Origin of the sequence: Pseudomonas sp. URMO17WK12:I9 (assembly GCF_900230165.1) — a bacterium.
GTDB classification, from domain to species: Bacteria; Pseudomonadota; Gammaproteobacteria; order Pseudomonadales; family Pseudomonadaceae; genus Aquipseudomonas; species Aquipseudomonas fulva.
The window spans coordinates 1-15609 of record NZ_OCMQ01000021.1 but is presented as its reverse complement, the minus strand read 5'-3'; the positions used below and the strand labels follow the sequence as shown (position 1 = coordinate 15609).

General features: G+C 57.6%; 12 protein-coding genes, 1 tRNA gene and 1 pseudogene. All 14 read left to right on the top strand.

The genetic code is table 11. The annotated features are described in order from the left end of the window. A pseudogene (locus CRP40_RS21610) lies at positions 1 to 102 on the top strand (elongation factor Tu); the annotation flags it as partial. Between the two features lie 54 nt (positions 103 to 156). Continuing rightward, positions 157 to 232 (top strand) — tRNA-Trp (locus tag CRP40_RS21605). A 44-nt stretch (positions 233 to 276) separates the two neighbouring features. Further along, a complete protein-coding gene (secE, locus tag CRP40_RS21600) occupies positions 277 to 645 on the top strand; it encodes a preprotein translocase subunit SecE (protein WP_027915747.1) in 369 nt (122 codons plus the stop codon). Positions 646 to 654: 9 nt separating this feature from the next. Next, on the top strand, positions 655 to 1188 hold the full coding sequence (nusG, locus tag CRP40_RS21595) for a transcription termination/antitermination protein NusG (RefSeq protein ID WP_003255501.1): 534 nt from the start codon (positions 655 to 657) through the stop codon (positions 1186 to 1188). 119 nt (positions 1189 to 1307) lie between these two features. After that, a complete protein-coding gene (gene rplK, locus CRP40_RS21590) occupies positions 1308 to 1739 on the top strand; it encodes a 50S ribosomal protein L11 (protein ID WP_027915748.1) in 432 nt (143 codons plus the stop codon). Next, a complete protein-coding gene (gene rplA / locus CRP40_RS21585) occupies positions 1739 to 2434 on the top strand; it encodes a 50S ribosomal protein L1 (protein WP_027915749.1) in 696 nt (231 codons plus the stop codon). The genes rplK and rplA overlap by 1 nt, the downstream gene beginning before the upstream one ends. Before the next feature lie 197 nt (positions 2435 to 2631). Next, a complete protein-coding gene (gene rplJ, locus CRP40_RS21580) occupies positions 2632 to 3132 on the top strand; it encodes a 50S ribosomal protein L10 (RefSeq protein WP_016715872.1) in 501 nt (166 codons plus the stop codon). A 78-nt stretch (positions 3133 to 3210) separates the two neighbouring features. Next, a complete protein-coding gene (rplL, locus tag CRP40_RS21575; protein WP_003255496.1) occupies positions 3211 to 3576 on the top strand; it encodes a 50S ribosomal protein L7/L12 in 366 nt (121 codons plus the stop codon). A gap of 219 nt (positions 3577 to 3795) precedes the next feature. After that, on the top strand, positions 3796 to 7869 hold the full coding sequence (gene rpoB, locus CRP40_RS21570) for a DNA-directed RNA polymerase subunit beta (protein WP_023535525.1): 4074 nt from the start codon (positions 3796 to 3798) through the stop codon (positions 7867 to 7869). A gap of 64 nt (positions 7870 to 7933) precedes the next feature. Beyond that, positions 7934 to 12133, top strand: a complete 4200-nt coding sequence (gene rpoC, locus CRP40_RS21565; RefSeq protein WP_023535526.1) for a DNA-directed RNA polymerase subunit beta' — start codon at positions 7934 to 7936, stop codon at positions 12131 to 12133. Positions 12134 to 12344: 211 nt separating this feature from the next. Continuing rightward, positions 12345 to 12716 (top strand): 30S ribosomal protein S12, encoded by a 372-nt coding sequence (gene rpsL, locus CRP40_RS21560; protein WP_003255492.1) that lies wholly within the window; start codon positions 12345 to 12347, stop codon positions 12714 to 12716. Between the two features lie 106 nt (positions 12717 to 12822). Further along, positions 12823 to 13293, top strand: a complete 471-nt coding sequence (gene rpsG / locus CRP40_RS21555; RefSeq protein WP_003246741.1) for a 30S ribosomal protein S7 — start codon at positions 12823 to 12825, stop codon at positions 13291 to 13293. Positions 13294 to 13323: 30 nt separating this feature from the next. Continuing rightward, positions 13324 to 15468, top strand: a complete 2145-nt coding sequence (gene fusA, locus CRP40_RS21550; protein WP_023535524.1) for an elongation factor G — start codon at positions 13324 to 13326, stop codon at positions 15466 to 15468. Between the two features lie 31 nt (positions 15469 to 15499). Further along, a partial coding sequence (locus CRP40_RS21545) for a GTP-binding protein (protein WP_132579187.1) occupies positions 15500 to 15609 on the top strand: 110 nt, incomplete at its 3' end.

The window sequence follows — 15609 nt, the reverse complement described above, 5'->3', positions numbered from 1 at the left end:
ACCCTGATCAAGACCATCGCAATGGAAGACGGTCTGCGCTTCGCTATCCGTGAAGGCGGTCGTACCGTCGGCGCCGGCGTCGTAGCCAAAATCATTGAATAAGTAGTTGATTTACTTGATTGGGCCGGTATAATAGCCGGCCTGATACAGCGTTACAGGTCAGTAGCTCAATTGGCAGAGCGACGGTCTCCAAAACCGTAGGTTGGGGGTTCGATTCCCTCCTGACCTGCCATTTCACCTCGGTGTGATGGCTTTCTTCTTACAGGATCCTCCTCGATGACCCCCAAAACTGAAGCCCAAGAATCGCGTTTTGATCTGTTCAAGTGGCTGGCTGTAGTGGCTTTGGTGGTTGTTGGTGTAGTGGGTAATCAGTATTACTCCGCTGCTCCAATTCTGTACCGCGTACTCGCACTTCTTGCTCTGGCTGCTGTTGCAGGCTTCGTTGCCTTGCAGACCGCGAAGGGTAAGTCGTTCTTTACGCTGGCCAAGGAAGCGCGTACCGAGATTCGTAAAGTCGTATGGCCGACCCGCCAAGAAACCACCCAGACCACGCTGATTGTTGTGGCTGTCGTGCTGGTTATGGCTCTGCTGTTGTGGGGGCTCGATTCCCTGCTCGGCTGGGCGGTCTCCTTGATCGTAGGCTAAAGGTGCCCCGTGGCTAAGCGTTGGTATGTTGTGCATGCTTACTCGGGTTACGAGAAGCATGTGATGCGCTCCCTGATCGAGCGCGTCAAGCTGGCTGGCATGGAAGACGGTTTCGGCGAGATCCTGGTTCCGACCGAAGAAGTCGTTGAAATGCGTAACGGCCAGAAGCGCAAGAGTGAACGCAAGTTCTTCCCGGGCTACGTGTTGGTCCAGATGGAAATGAACGAAGGGACTTGGCACTTGGTCAAGGATACCCCGCGCGTGATGGGCTTTATCGGTGGTACGGCAGACAAGCCCGCACCCATCACTGATAAAGAAGCTGAGGCAATCCTGCGTCGCGTTGCCGACGGCAGTGACAAGCCGAAGCCTAAGACGCTGTTCGAGCCAGGTGAAGTGGTTCGAGTCATTGACGGTCCGTTCGCAGACTTCAATGGTAGTGTCGAAGAGGTTAACTACGAAAAGAGCCGCCTGCAGGTTGCAGTGCTTATTTTCGGTCGCTCTACGCCTGTGGAGCTCGAGTTCAGCCAGGTCGAAAAGGTCTAGGCGGACGAAGCATCCCATACCCCGCAGCCCTGTGTGCTGCGGGGTTTTGTCGTCACTGGGATAAAACGCAAGTCATCCGGGGAGCCAATAGGCGTTCGTACCCGATATTGGAGTAGCTCATGGCTAAGAAGATTCAGGCTTACATCAAGCTGCAAGTTAAGGCCGGCCAGGCCAACCCAAGCCCACCCGTTGGTCCAGCACTGGGCCAACATGGTGTGAACATCATGGAATTCTGCAAGGCCTTCAACGCCCGTACCCAGGGTCAAGAAGCCGGCCTGCCGACTCCAGTGATCATCACTGTATACAGCGACCGTAGCTTCACCTTCGAGACCAAGAGCACCCCTGCCTCGGTTCTGCTGAAGAAAGCTGCTGGCCTGACCAGTGGTTCGGCTCGCCCGAACACCGTTAAAGTCGGTACCGTTACCCGCGCTCAGCTGGAAGAAATCGCCAAGGCTAAACAAGCCGACCTGACTTCCGCTGACCTGGACGCAGCTGTACGCACCATCGCTGGCTCTGCCCGCAGCATGGGCTTGAACGTGGAGGGTGTGTAATGGCTAAGCTGACCAAGCGCCAAAAGGCAATCGCCGAAAAAATCGAAGCAGGCAAGGCCTACAACTTCGAAGAAGCGGCAACTCTGCTGGCTTCCCTGCCAGCCGCCAAGTTCGTCGAGTCTTACGACATCGCGGTAAACCTCGGTGTAGACCCACGTAAATCCGACCAGGTCGTTCGTAGCGCTACCGTGCTGCCACACGGCACTGGCAAGACTGTACGTGTTGCTGTCTTCACCCAGGGTCCAGCTGCTGAAGCCGCTCTGGCTGCCGGCGCTGACCGCGTAGGTATGGACGATCTGGCTGCTGAAATGAAAGGCGGCGACCTGAACTATGACGTCGTCATCGCATCGCCTGATGCCATGCGTGTCGTAGGTCAGCTGGGTCAGGTTCTGGGCCCACGTGGCCTGATGCCTAACCCGAAGGTTGGTACCGTAACTCCAGACGTAGCCACTGCCGTGAAAAACGCCAAGGCTGGTCAGGTTCGCTACCGTACCGACAAGAACGGTATCATTCACACTTCCGTTGGCAAAATCGGCTTCGAAGCCGGCAAGCTGAAGGAAAACGTTGAAGCACTGATCGCTGACCTCAAGCGTATCAAGCCAGCTTCTTCGAAAGGTATCTACGTCAAGCGCGTTACCCTGAGCACCACTATGGGCCCAGGTCTGGTCATCGATCAGAGCTCGCTGGACGTGTAAGAACATGGTGGTGTGACCTGTCACGCCACCAGCAAAAATTGGGGTCCCTGCCTGGCGGGGGCTATCCAAGACCGTAGGCGGCGCAAGCCTTAAAACACCAGCCCACGCAGATGGTGCTCCCGATTCGTTACCGAATCAGACACCAAAACGACATCCGGCTTCGGCCAGATGAAACGGTAAAAACCAGGAGTAAACCCGTGGCAATTAAACTCGAAGACAAGAAGGCCATCGTCGCTGAAGTCAACGAGGCTGCCAAAGTCGCTCTGTCCGCTGTCGTGGCCGATGCCCGTGGTGTGACTGTAAGCGCAATGACCGGACTCCGTAAAGAGGCCCGCGAAGCTGGCGTATACGTGCGTGTCGTACGTAACACCCTGCTCAAGCGCGCTGTTGAAGGCACCGAATTTTCGATCCTCAACGATGCGTTCAAAGGCCCGACCCTGATTGCTTTCTCCAACGAACACCCGGGCGCTGCTGCTCGTCTGTTCAAAGAGTTCGCCAAGGGTCAGGACAAGTTCGAGATCAAGGCAGCTGCGTTTGACGGCAATTTCATTGCAGCGAACCAGATCGACGTGTTGGCTACCCTGCCGACCCGCGACGAAGCTATTGCAAAACTGATGAGCGTGATCCAAGGCGCTACCAGCAAGCTGGCTCGTACTCTGGCAGCCATTCGCGACCAGAAAGAAGCTACCGCTGCCTAAGGCAAGCGAAACTCTTTCAAAATCATTCGTTTAATTTGATGGCTGCGTAGGCTGTCACCCCAATACAGGATTTAAGTCATGTCCCTGACTAACGAGCAAATCATCGAAGCAATCGGCCAGAAAACCGTTCTGGAAGTTGTTGAGCTGATCAAAGCTATGGAAGAAACCTTCGGCGTTACCGCTGCTGTTGCCGCTGCTGGCCCAGCTGCTGCTGCTGCCGTTGTTGAAGAGCAGACCGAGTTCAACGTTGTTCTGGTTGAAGCTGGCGACAAGAAAGTGAACGTGATCAAGGCCGTTCGCGAACTGACCGGTCTGGGCCTGAAAGAAGCCAAAGAGAAAGTCGATGGCGCTCCTCAGGTTGTAGCTGAAGGCGTTTCGAAAGAAGCCGCTGAAGACGCTAAGAAGAAGCTGGAAGAAGCAGGCGCTAAAGTCGAGCTGAAGTAATCTCGACCTTGCGACGCCAGTCCGAGCGTTGAGCAAAGGGCTGATGGCTGGTGGCTTATGCCACCGGCCTTTTTCCGTTATTGGCGGTCGGTCAGGCCGGCCCCGATAACAAGCTGCAAGACACCCATGTGGGTGGCGCAAACCAAGGGTTTGCACGATTTTCTGGCTGCTCCCGCCGGGAGAAGCCAAACAAGCAGGTGACCAAGCTGGGGAACGCTGATGGCTTACTCATACACTGAGAAAAAACGTATCCGCAAGGACTTTAGCAAGTTGCCGGACGTGATGGATGTGCCTTACCTCCTGGCCATCCAGCTGGATTCGTATCGCGAATTCCTGCAAGCGGGAGCATCCAAGGATCAGTTCCGCGACGTCGGTCTGCATGCGGCCTTCAAATCGGTATTCCCGATCATCAGCTACTCCGGCAATGCTGCCTTGGAGTACGTAGGCTATCGCCTGGGCGAACCCGCCTTCGATGTGAAGGAATGTGTCCTGCGTGGCGTGACCTTCGCGGTCCCACTGCGGGTCAAGGTGCGCCTGATCATCTTCGACAAGGAATCGTCGAACAAAGCGATCAAGGACATCAAAGAGCAAGAAGTCTACATGGGTGAAATTCCCCTGATGACTGAGAACGGTACCTTCGTGATCAACGGTACCGAGCGTGTGATCGTTTCCCAGCTGCACCGCTCGCCGGGTGTGTTCTTCGACCACGACCGTGGCAAGACTCACAGCTCGGGCAAGCTGCTGTATTCCGCTCGCATCATTCCTTACCGCGGTTCCTGGTTGGACTTCGAGTTCGACCCGAAGGACTGCGTATTCGTGCGTATCGACCGTCGCCGCAAACTGCCGGCTTCCGTCCTGCTGCGCGCGCTGGGCTACAGCACTGAAGAAGTGCTGAACACCTTCTACACCACCAACGTGTTCCATGTTTCCGGCGAGAACCTCAGCCTGGAACTGGTGCCACAGCGTCTGCGTGGTGAAGTCGCGGTCATGGACATCCATGACGAAAACGGCAAGGTCATCGTCGAGCAAGGCCGCCGCATCACCGCGCGCCATATCAATCAGCTCGAAAAAGCCGGTGTCAAACAGCTCGACGTGCCGATGGAATACGTCCTGGGCCGTACGACTGCCAAGGCCATCGTGCACCCTGCAACCGGCGAGATCATTGCCGAGTGCAACACCGAGCTGACGACCGAACTGCTGGTCAAAGTCGCCAAGGCACAGGTAGTCCGTATCGAGACCCTGTACACCAACGACATCGATTGCGGTCCGTTCATCTCCGATACCTTGAAGATCGACACCACCAGCAACCAACTGGAAGCTCTGGTCGAAATCTACCGCATGATGCGTCCAGGTGAGCCGCCGACCAAGGATGCTGCCGAGACCCTGTTCAACAACCTGTTCTTCAGTGCCGAGCGTTACGACCTGTCCGCCGTCGGCCGTATGAAGTTCAACCGTCGTATCGGTCGCACCGAAATCGAAGGTTCGGGCGTGCTGAGCAAGGAAGATATCGTCGAGGTTCTGAAGACCCTGGTCGATATCCGTAACGGCAAAGGCATCGTCGACGACATCGACCACCTGGGTAACCGTCGCGTACGTTGCGTCGGCGAAATGGCCGAGAACCAGTTCCGTGTAGGCCTGGTGCGTGTAGAGCGTGCGGTCAAGGAACGTCTGTCGATGGCTGAAAGCGAAGGCCTGATGCCTCAGGACCTGATCAACGCCAAGCCGGTTGCGGCGGCGGTGAAAGAGTTCTTCGGTTCCAGCCAGCTTTCGCAGTTCATGGACCAGAACAACCCGCTCTCCGAGATCACCCACAAGCGCCGTGTTTCCGCACTCGGCCCTGGCGGTCTGACCCGTGAGCGTGCTGGCTTCGAAGTTCGTGACGTACACCCGACCCACTACGGCCGCGTATGCCCGATCGAAACCCCTGAAGGTCCGAACATCGGTCTGATCAATTCCCTGGCTGCGTATGCTCGCACCAACCAGTACGGCTTCCTGGAAAGCCCGTACCGTGTGGTGAAGGAAGGCGTTGTCAGCGACGACATCGTATTCCTGTCCGCCATCGAAGAGGCCGATCACGTGATCGCCCAGGCTTCGGCCGCGATGAACGACAAGAAGCAGCTGATCGATGAGCTGGTCGCTGTGCGTCACCTGAACGAATTCACCGTCAAGGCGCCGGAAGACGTCACCCTGATGGACGTTTCGCCCAAGCAGGTAGTCTCGGTCGCCGCGTCGCTGATTCCATTCCTCGAGCACGACGACGCCAACCGTGCATTGATGGGCTCGAACATGCAGCGTCAGGCTGTACCGACCCTGCGTGCCGACAAGCCGCTGGTAGGTACCGGCATGGAGCGCAACGTTGCCCGTGACTCCGGTGTCTGCGTAGTTGCCCGCCGCGGTGGCGTGATCGACTCGGTCGACGCCAGCCGTATCGTGGTCCGTGTAGCGGATGACGAAGTGGAAACCGGCGAGGCAGGTGTAGATATCTACAACCTGACCAAGTACACCCGTTCGAACCAGAACACCTGCATCAACCAGCGTCCGCTGGTGAGCAAAGGTGACAAGGTGCAGCGCGGCGATATCATGGCCGATGGCCCGTCCACCGACATGGGTGAGCTGGCGCTGGGTCAGAACATGCGCATCGCGTTCATGGCGTGGAACGGCTTCAACTTCGAAGACTCCATCTGCCTTTCCGAGCGTGTGGTTCAGGAAGATCGCTTCACCACGATCCACATCCAGGAACTGACCTGTGTGGCCCGTGACACCAAGCTTGGCCCAGAAGAGATCACTGCAGACATCCCGAACGTGGGTGAGGCTGCACTGAACAAGCTGGACGAAGCCGGTATCGTTTATGTAGGTGCCGAAGTTGGCGCTGGTGACATCCTGGTCGGCAAGGTAACGCCAAAAGGCGAAACCCAGCTCACCCCTGAAGAAAAACTGCTGCGCGCGATCTTCGGCGAAAAAGCCAGCGACGTTAAAGACACTTCCCTGCGCGTGCCTACCGGCACCAAGGGTACTGTCATCGACGTTCAGGTCTTCACCCGTGATGGCGTCGAGCGTGACAGCCGTGCGCTGGCCATCGAGAAGATGCAGCTCGACGAGATCCGCAAGGACCTCAACGAGGAATTCCGCATCGTCGAAGGCGCGACCTTCGAGCGTCTGCGCTCTGCGCTGGATGGTCAGGTGGTCGACGGTGGTGCAGGCCTCAAAAAAGGCACTGTCATCACTGATGAAGTCCTCGCCGGTCTGGAGCACGGTCAGTGGTTCAAACTGCGCATGGCCGAGGATGCACTGAACGAGCAGCTGGAAAAAGCTCAGCAGTACATCGTCGACCGTCGCCGACTGCTGGACGACAAGTTCGAAGACAAGAAGCGCAAGCTGCAACAGGGCGATGACCTGGCACCAGGCGTTCTGAAAATCGTCAAGGTTTACCTGGCAATCCGCCGTCGCATCCAGCCGGGTGACAAGATGGCCGGTCGTCACGGTAACAAAGGTGTCGTCTCGGTGATCATGCCGGTCGAAGACATGCCGCATGACGCCAATGGCACACCGGTCGATGTCGTACTGAACCCGCTGGGTGTACCTTCGCGTATGAACGTGGGTCAGATTCTGGAAACCCACCTGGGCCTCGCGGCCAAGGGTCTGGGTGAAAAGATCGATCGCATGATCGAAGAACAGCGCAAGGCCGCAGAGCTGCGCGTGTTCCTGACCGAGGTCTACAACGAGATCGGTGGTCGTCAGGAAAGCCTCGACGAGTTCAGCGATGAAGAAATTCTCGCCCTGGCTCACAACCTGAAGAAAGGCGTGCCAATGGCAACGCCAGTATTCGACGGTGCGAAAGAGAGCGAGATCAAGGCCATGCTGAAGCTGGCCGATCTGCCTGAGAGCGGCCAGATGGTGCTGTTCGATGGCCGTACCGGCAACAAGTTCGAGCGTCCTGTGACCGTTGGTTACATGTACATGCTGAAGCTGAACCACTTGGTGGACGACAAGATGCACGCGCGTTCCACTGGTTCTTACAGCCTGGTTACCCAGCAGCCGCTGGGTGGTAAGGCGCAGTTCGGTGGTCAGCGTTTCGGGGAGATGGAAGTGTGGGCGCTGGAAGCATACGGCGCGGCATACACCCTGCAAGAAATGCTCACAGTGAAGTCGGACGACGTGAACGGCCGTACCAAGATGTACAAGAACATCGTGGATGGCGATCACCGTATGGAGCCGGGCATGCCCGAGTCCTTCAACGTGTTGATCAAAGAGATCCGTTCGCTCGGTATCGATATCGATCTGGAAACCGAATAACACGTGACGTGAAGGGGAGTGGGGCAGGCAGTGCCCGCTCCCTGCTCCGCCAGGAGGAAAGGCCTTGAAAGACCTACTGAATTTGCTGAAAAACCAGGGTCAAGTCGAAGAGTTCGACGCCATCCGCATCGGTCTGGCGTCACCAGAGATGATCCGTTCGTGGTCGTTCGGTGAAGTTAAGAAGCCGGAAACCATCAACTACCGTACGTTCAAACCAGAACGTGACGGCCTGTTCTGCGCCAAGATCTTTGGCCCAGTCAAGGACTACGAGTGCCTGTGCGGTAAGTACAAGCGCCTGAAGCATCGTGGCGTTATCTGCGAGAAGTGCGGCGTTGAAGTTGCCCTCGCCAAGGTCCGTCGTGAGCGCATGGCTCACATCGAGCTGGCTTCGCCTGTCGCACACATCTGGTTCCTGAAGTCGCTGCCGTCCCGTATCGGCTTGCTGATGGACATGACCCTGCGTGATATCGAGCGCGTGCTCTACTTCGAGAGCTACGTCGTTATCGATCCAGGTATGACTACGCTTGAAAAAGGCCAGCTGCTCAACGACGAGCAGTACTTCGAAGCGCTGGAAGAGTTCGGTGACGACTTCGACGCCCGCATGGGTGCCGAGGCTGTCCGCGAGCTGCTGCACGCTATCGACCTGGAGCACGAGATCGGTCGCCTGCGTGAAGAGATTCCGCAGACCAACTCGGAAACCAAGATCAAGAAGCTGTCCAAGCGCCTGAAGCTCATGGAAGCCTTCCAGGGCTCCGGCAACCTGCCTGAGTGGATGGTCCTGACCGTCCTGCCAGTGCTGCCGCCGGACCTGCGTCCGCTGGTACCGTTGGATGGCGGCCGCTTCGCGACCTCCGACCTGAACGACCTGTACCGTCGGGTGATCAACCGTAACAACCGTCTCAAGCGCCTGCTGGATCTATCGGCGCCGGACATCATCGTGCGCAACGAAAAGCGTATGCTGCAGGAAGCGGTCGACGCCCTGCTGGACAACGGCCGTCGCGGTCGCGCCATCACTGGCTCGAACAAGCGTCCGCTGAAGTCCCTGGCCGACATGATCAAAGGTAAGCAAGGTCGCTTCCGTCAGAACCTGCTCGGTAAGCGTGTGGACTACTCCGGTCGTTCGGTCATTACCGTAGGCCCGACCCTGCGTCTGCACCAGTGCGGTCTGCCGAAGAAAATGGCCCTGGAGCTGTTCAAGCCGTTCATTTTCGGCAAGCTGGAAATGCGTGGTCTGGCGACCACCATCAAGGCTGCCAAGAAGATGGTCGAGCGCGAGCTGCCAGAGGTGTGGGACGTTCTCGCCGAAGTGATTCGCGAGCACCCCGTATTGCTGAACCGTGCACCGACCCTGCACCGTCTGGGTATCCAGGCATTCGAGCCGGTCCTGATCGAAGGCAAGGCCATCCAGCTCCACCCGCTGGTCTGCGCTGCGTACAACGCCGACTTCGACGGTGACCAGATGGCCGTTCACGTGCCGCTGACGCTGGAAGCTCAGCTCGAAGCGCGTGCGCTGATGATGTCGACCAACAACATCCTGTCGCCAGCCAACGGTGAGCCAATCATCGTTCCGTCGCAGGACGTCGTACTGGGTCTGTACTACATGACCCGTGAGGCCATCAACGCCAAGGGCGAGGGTCGTGTCTTTGCCGACCTGCAGGAAGTCGACCGCGTATTCCGCGCTGGCGAAGCTGCCCTGCACGCGAAAATCAAGGTTCGTATCAACGAGACCGTGAAAGACCGTGATGGCAGCGTCACCAAGAACACCCGCATCGTCGACACCACCGTTGGCCGTGCGCTGCTGTTCCAGGTTGTACCTGCTGGCCTGCCTTACGATGTCGTCAACCAGCCAATGAAGAAAAAGGCGATCTCCAAGCTGATCAACCAGTGCTACCGCGTGGTTGGTCTGAAAGAGACCGTCATCTTCGCTGACCAGCTGATGTACACCGGTTTCGCCTACTCGACCATCTCCGGTGTTTCCATCGGTGTGAACGACTTCGTCATTCCGGATGAGAAGGCGCGCATCATCGGTACGGCTACCGATGAAGTGAAGGAAATCGAAAGTCAGTACGCCTCCGGCCTGGTCACCCAGGGCGAGAAGTACAACAAGGTCATCGACTTGTGGTCCAAGGCGAACGACGAAGTGTCCAAGGCGATGATGGCCAACCTCTCGAAAGAGAAGGTCATCGACCGCGAGGGCAATGAAGTCGACCAGGAATCGTTCAACTCGATGTACATGATGGCTGACTCGGGTGCGCGTGGTTCTGCTGCCCAGATCCGTCAGCTGGCGGGTATGCGTGGTCTGATGGCCAAGCCGGACGGCTCCATCATCGAGACGCCGATCACCGCGAACTTCCGTGAAGGTCTGAGCGTACTCCAGTACTTCATCTCGACTCACGGTGCTCGTAAGGGTCTGGCGGATACCGCACTGAAGACCGCGAACTCCGGTTACCTGACCCGTCGTCTGGTAGACGTGGCGCAGGACCTGGTGGTGACCGAGATCGATTGCGGCACCGACCAAGGCCTGGTCATGACCCCGCACATCGAAGGCGGCGACGTTGTCGAGCCGCTGGGTGAGCGTGTTCTGGGTCGTGTCATCGCCCGTGACGTGTTCAAGCCGGGCACCGAGGACGTCATCGTTCCTGCCGGTACGCTGGTAGACGAGAAATGGGTCGAGTTCATCGAGCTGAACAGCATCGACGAAGTGGTCGTGCGCTCGCCGATCAGCTGCGAAACCCGCTTCGGTATTTGCGCCAAGTGCTACGGTCGTGACCTGGCGCGCGGTCACCAGGTGAACATCGGTGAAGCGGTCGGCGTCATCGCCGCCCAGTCCATCGGTGAGCCTGGTACCCAGCTGACCATGCGTACGTTCCACATCGGTGGTGCTGCAAGCCGGACCTCGGCTGCTGACAGCGTTCAGGTGAAGAATGGCGGTATGGTACGTCTGCATAACCTGAAGCAGGTTGAGCGCGCAGACGGTAACCTGGTTGCCGTATCGCGTTCGGGCGAGTTGGCCATTGCCGACGAATTTGGTCGTGAGCGTGAGCGTTACAAGCTGCCGTACGGCGCTGTGATTTCGGTCAAGGAAGGTGACAAGGTCGAAGCTGGCGCCATCGTCGCCAAGTGGGACCCGCACACCCACCCGATCGTGACTGAACTCAAAGGTACCGTGACCTTCGTGGGCATGGAAGAAAACATCACCATCAAGCGTCAGACCGATGAACTCACCGGCCTGACCAACATTGAAGTGTTGGACGTCAAGGATCGCCCTGCCGCAGGCAAGGAAATCCGTCCGGCCATCAAGATGGTGGATGCGTCTGGTAAGGACCTGTACCTGCCGGGTACCGATGTACCTGCCCAGTACTTCCTGCCGGCTAACGCCTTGGTTGGCGTGGCCGACGGTGCACAGATCGGTGTCGGTGACGTTATTGCGCGTATTCCGCAAGAAACGTCCAAAACCCGTGACATCACCGGTGGTCTGCCACGTGTTGCCGACTTGTTCGAAGCGCGTCGTCCGAAGGAAGCGTCGATTCTGGCTGAAGTCAGCGGTACCATCGCCTTCGGTAAAGAAACCAAGGGCAAGCGTCGCCTGGTGATCACTCCGACCGACGGTAGCGATCCTTACGAAGAGCTGATTCCGAAGTGGCGTCACCTGAACGTCTTCGAAGGTGAGCAGGTAAACCGCGGCGAAGTTATCTCCGACGGCCCAAGCGATCCGCACGACATCCTCCGTCTGCTGGGTGTCAGCGCACTCGCCAAGTACATCGTCAACGAGATTCAGGACGTTTATCGTCTGCAAGGCGTTAAGATCAACGACAAGCACATCGAGACCATCCTGCGCCAGATGCTGCGCAAGGTCGAGATTTCCGAGTCGGGCGATTCCAGCTTCATCAAGGGCGACCAGATGGAACTGACTCAGGTACTGGTAGAGAACGAGCGTCTCGCCGGCGAGGACAAGTTCATCTCCAAGTTCACCCGTGTGCTGCTGGGTATCACCAAGGCGTCGCTGTCGACCGAGTCGTTCATTTCCGCGGCTTCCTTCCAGGAAACCACCCGCGTACTGACCGAAGCGGCCGTGACTGGCAAGCGCGACTACCTGCGTGGTCTGAAAGAGAACGTGGTCGTGGGTCGCCTGATCCCGGCTGGTACGGGTCTGGCTTACCACAGCGAGCGCAAGCGTCGCCGTGATGCAGACAAGCCGCTGCGTGTGAGCGCCAGTGAGGTGGAAGCCGCACTGACCGAAGCACTGAACTCCAGCGGTAACTGAGTACAGGGCAGGGCCCCGGTTTACCCCGGACGGTCGTCGGCGACATGAAATGTTGCCGATGATCGGGCGGGGAGGGCCGGGGCCTTGTCTTGACTGGGTGCAAGATCCTCTTTAGACTTTTGTACCCTTAAATTTGGTGAGGCTCCGTCTCGCCAATTTTTGGCTTTCTTGCAAGACAATAGAGTCGCAAGACAATCAGTGGAGCTAGTAGATGGCAACTATCAACCAGCTGGTACGTCAGCCGCGTAAGCGTTCGGTCGAGAAGTCCGACGTTCCTGCGCTGCAGAACTGCCCGCAACGTCGTGGCGTGTGCACCCGTGTGTACACCACTACGCCGAAAAAACCTAACTCGGCACTGCGTAAAGTATGCCGTGTGCGTCTGACCAACGGTTTCGAGGTTTCCTCGTACATCGGCGGTGAAGGCCACAACCTGCAAGAGCACAGCGTCGTCCTGATCCGTGGCGGCCGTGTAAAAGACTTGCCAGGTGTTCGTTACCACACCGTTCGCGGCTCTCTGGATACCTCGGGCGTTAAAGGCCGTAACCAGGGTCGTTCGAAGTACGGTACCAAGCGTCCGAAGTAATCGGCCGTTTGCAGACATCCATTTTTTTGAGTCGATAAGAGTAAGGTCGGGCGGGGGTCGTAGACCCAGGTCCCGGGCTAACCTGAAGACCGTTTGAGGGCTTATCATGCCAAGACGTCGTGTAGCAGCAAAACGTGAGATCCTTGACGATCCTAAGTACGGATCGCAGATTCTCGCCAAGTTCATGAACCACGTGATGGAAAGCGGCAAGAAGGCCGTAGCCGAGCGCATCGTTTATGGTGCCCTGGATACCGTCAAAGCACGCAAGAACAGCGACCCCCTGGAAATCTTCGAGAAAGCTCTCGACGCCATCGCTCCGCTGGTCGAAGTTAAGTCCCGTCGTGTCGGCGGTGCCACTTACCAGGTTCCGGTTGAAGTTCGTCCATCCCGTCGTAACGCTCTGGCAATGCGCTGGCTCGTAGACTACGCCCGTAAGCGCGGCGAGAAGTCGATGGCCCTGCGCCTGGCCGGTGAACTGCTGGATGCTGCCGAAGGCAAGGGTGCTGCAGTGAAGAAGCGTGAAGACGTTCACCGTATGGCTGAAGCCAACAAAGCGTTCTCGCACTACCGCTTCTAATTCAAGCATCAATCACTTTGCGAGGGCTTTATGGCTCGTACTACAGCAATTAACCGCTACCGTAACATTGGTATCTGTGCCCACGTTGACGCGGGCAAGACCACCACTACCGAGCGGATCCTGTTCTACACAGGTCTGAGCCACAAGATGGGCGAGGTGCACGACGGCGCCGCGACCACCGACTGGATGGTGCAGGAGCAGGAGCGCGGTATCACCATTACCTCCGCTGCCGTGACCACCTTCTGGAAAGGTTCTGTTGGTCAGTACGACAACTACCGCGTAAACGTCATCGATACCCCCGGCCACGTTGACTTCACCATTGAAGTAGAACGTTCGCTGCGCGTACTCGACGGCGCGGTCGTTGTGTTCTGCGGCACCTCCGGTGTCGAGCCTCAGTCCGAAACCGTATGGCGTCAAGCCAACAAGTACGGTGTTCCACGTGTTGTTTACGTGAACAAGATGGACCGTGCCGGTGCCAACTTCCTGCGCGTCGTAGGTCAGATCAAGAACCGTCTGGGTCACACCCCGGTTCCGGTTCAGCTGGCCATCGGTTCGGAAGATAACTTCCAGGGTCAGGTCGACCTGATCAAGATGAAGGCTATCTACTGGAACGACGACGACAAGGGCACCACCTACCGCGAGGAAGAAATTCCTGCGGACATGCTTGAGCTGGCTGAAGAGTGGCGCAACAACATGGTTGAAGCTGCCGCTGAAGCCAACGAAGAGCTGATGAACAAGTACCTGGAAGGCGGTGAGCTCACCGTTGACGAGATCAAGGCAGGCCTGCGCGCGCGCACCCTGGCCAGCGAAATCGTTCCAGCTGTTTGCGGTTCGTCGTTCAAGAACAAGGGTGTTCCCCTGGTTCTCGACGCCGTCATCGACTACCTGCCTGCTCCTACCGAGATTCCTGCCATCCAGGGTATCAACCCGGACGACAAGGATCTGGACAAGGAAGACCCGGCTGTTCGTAAAGACGAGCGTCACGCCGACGACAACGAGCCGTTCTCGGCCCTGGCGTTCAAGATCGCGACCGACCCGTTCGTAGGTACTCTGACCTTCGTTCGCGTCTACTCGGGTGTTCTGAGCTCCGGCGACTCCGTGATCAACTCGGTCAAAGGCAAGAAAGAGCGCGTTGGTCGTATGGTGCAGATGCACGCCAACCAGCGTGAAGAGATCAAGGAAGTGCGCGCTGGCGACATCGCCGCTCTGATCGGCATGAAAGACGTGACCACCGGTGAAACCCTGTGCAACGCCGATCATCCAATCATCCTTGAGCGTATGGACTTCCCGGAGCCGGTAATCTCCCTGTCCGTCGAGCCGAAAACCAAGGCCGACCAGGAGAAGATGGGTATCGCACTGGGCAAGCTGGCCCAGGAAGACCCGTCGTTCCGCGTCAAGACCGACGAAGAAACCGGCCAGACCATCATCTCCGGTATGGGTGAACTGCACCTGGACATCCTCGTTGACCGCATGAAGCGCGAATTCAACGTCGAAGCCAACATCGGTAAGCCTCAGGTTTCGTACCGCGAGAAGATCACCAAGTCCAACGTTGAGATCGAAGGCAAATTCGTTCGTCAGTCGGGTGGTCGTGGTCAGTTCGGTCACTGCTGGATCCGTTTCTCGGAGCCGGAAGTGGACGAGAAAGGCAACATCACCGAAGGTCTGGTGTTTACCAACGAAGTCGTTGGTGGTGTGATTCCGAAGGAATTCATCGCCCCGATCCAGAAGGGTATCGAAGAGCAGATGAAGAACGGCGTCGTTGCCGGCTATCCTCTGATCGGCCTGAAGGCCACGGTATTCGACGGTTCGTACCACGACGTCGACTCCAACGAAATGGCGTTCAAGATCGCTGCATCGATGGCAACCAAGCAGCTGGCCCAGAAGGGCGGCGGCGTGGTTCTCGAGCCGATCATGAAGGTCGAAGTTGTAACCCCGGAAGACTACCTGGGTGACGTGATGGGTGACCTGAACCGTCGTCGTGGTCTGGTACAGGGTATGGATGAGTCGGTCTCTGGCCGCGTCGTCCGCGCTGAAGTTCCGCTCGGGGAAATGTTCGGTTACGCGACCGACGTTCGTTCCATGTCTCAGGGTCGCGCAAGCTACTCCATGGAATTCTCCAAGTACGCTGAAGCTCCGTCGAACATCGTCGAAGCTCTCATTAAAAAACAAGGCTGATTCAGCCCCTTTAGGCTAGGAGTTCACTGTCGTGGCTAAAGAAAAATTTGATCGTTCCCTTCCCCACGTTAACGTCGGCACTATCGGCCACGTTGACCACGGTAAGACCACTCTGACCGCAGCTCTGACTCGCGTCTGCTC

Bases quoted from the DNA above. Each gene is read 5' to 3' on its own strand.
- rplK (WP_027915748.1), top strand. From the start codon at position 1,308: ATGGCTAAGAAGATTCAGGCTTACATCAAGCTGCAAGTTAAGGCCGGC.
- rpsL (WP_003255492.1), top strand. From the start codon at position 12,345: ATGGCAACTATCAACCAGCTGGTACGTCAGCCGCGTAAGCGTTCGGTC.
- rplA (WP_027915749.1), top strand. From the start codon at position 1,739: ATGGCTAAGCTGACCAAGCGCCAAAAGGCAATCGCCGAAAAAATCGAA.
- fusA (WP_023535524.1), top strand. From the start codon at position 13,324: ATGGCTCGTACTACAGCAATTAACCGCTACCGTAACATTGGTATCTGT.
- secE (WP_027915747.1), top strand. From the start codon at position 277: ATGACCCCCAAAACTGAAGCCCAAGAATCGCGTTTTGATCTGTTCAAG.
- rpoB (WP_023535525.1), top strand. From the start codon at position 3,796: ATGGCTTACTCATACACTGAGAAAAAACGTATCCGCAAGGACTTTAGC.
- rpsG (WP_003246741.1), top strand. From the start codon at position 12,823: ATGCCAAGACGTCGTGTAGCAGCAAAACGTGAGATCCTTGACGATCCT.
- rplL (WP_003255496.1), top strand. From the start codon at position 3,211: ATGTCCCTGACTAACGAGCAAATCATCGAAGCAATCGGCCAGAAAACC.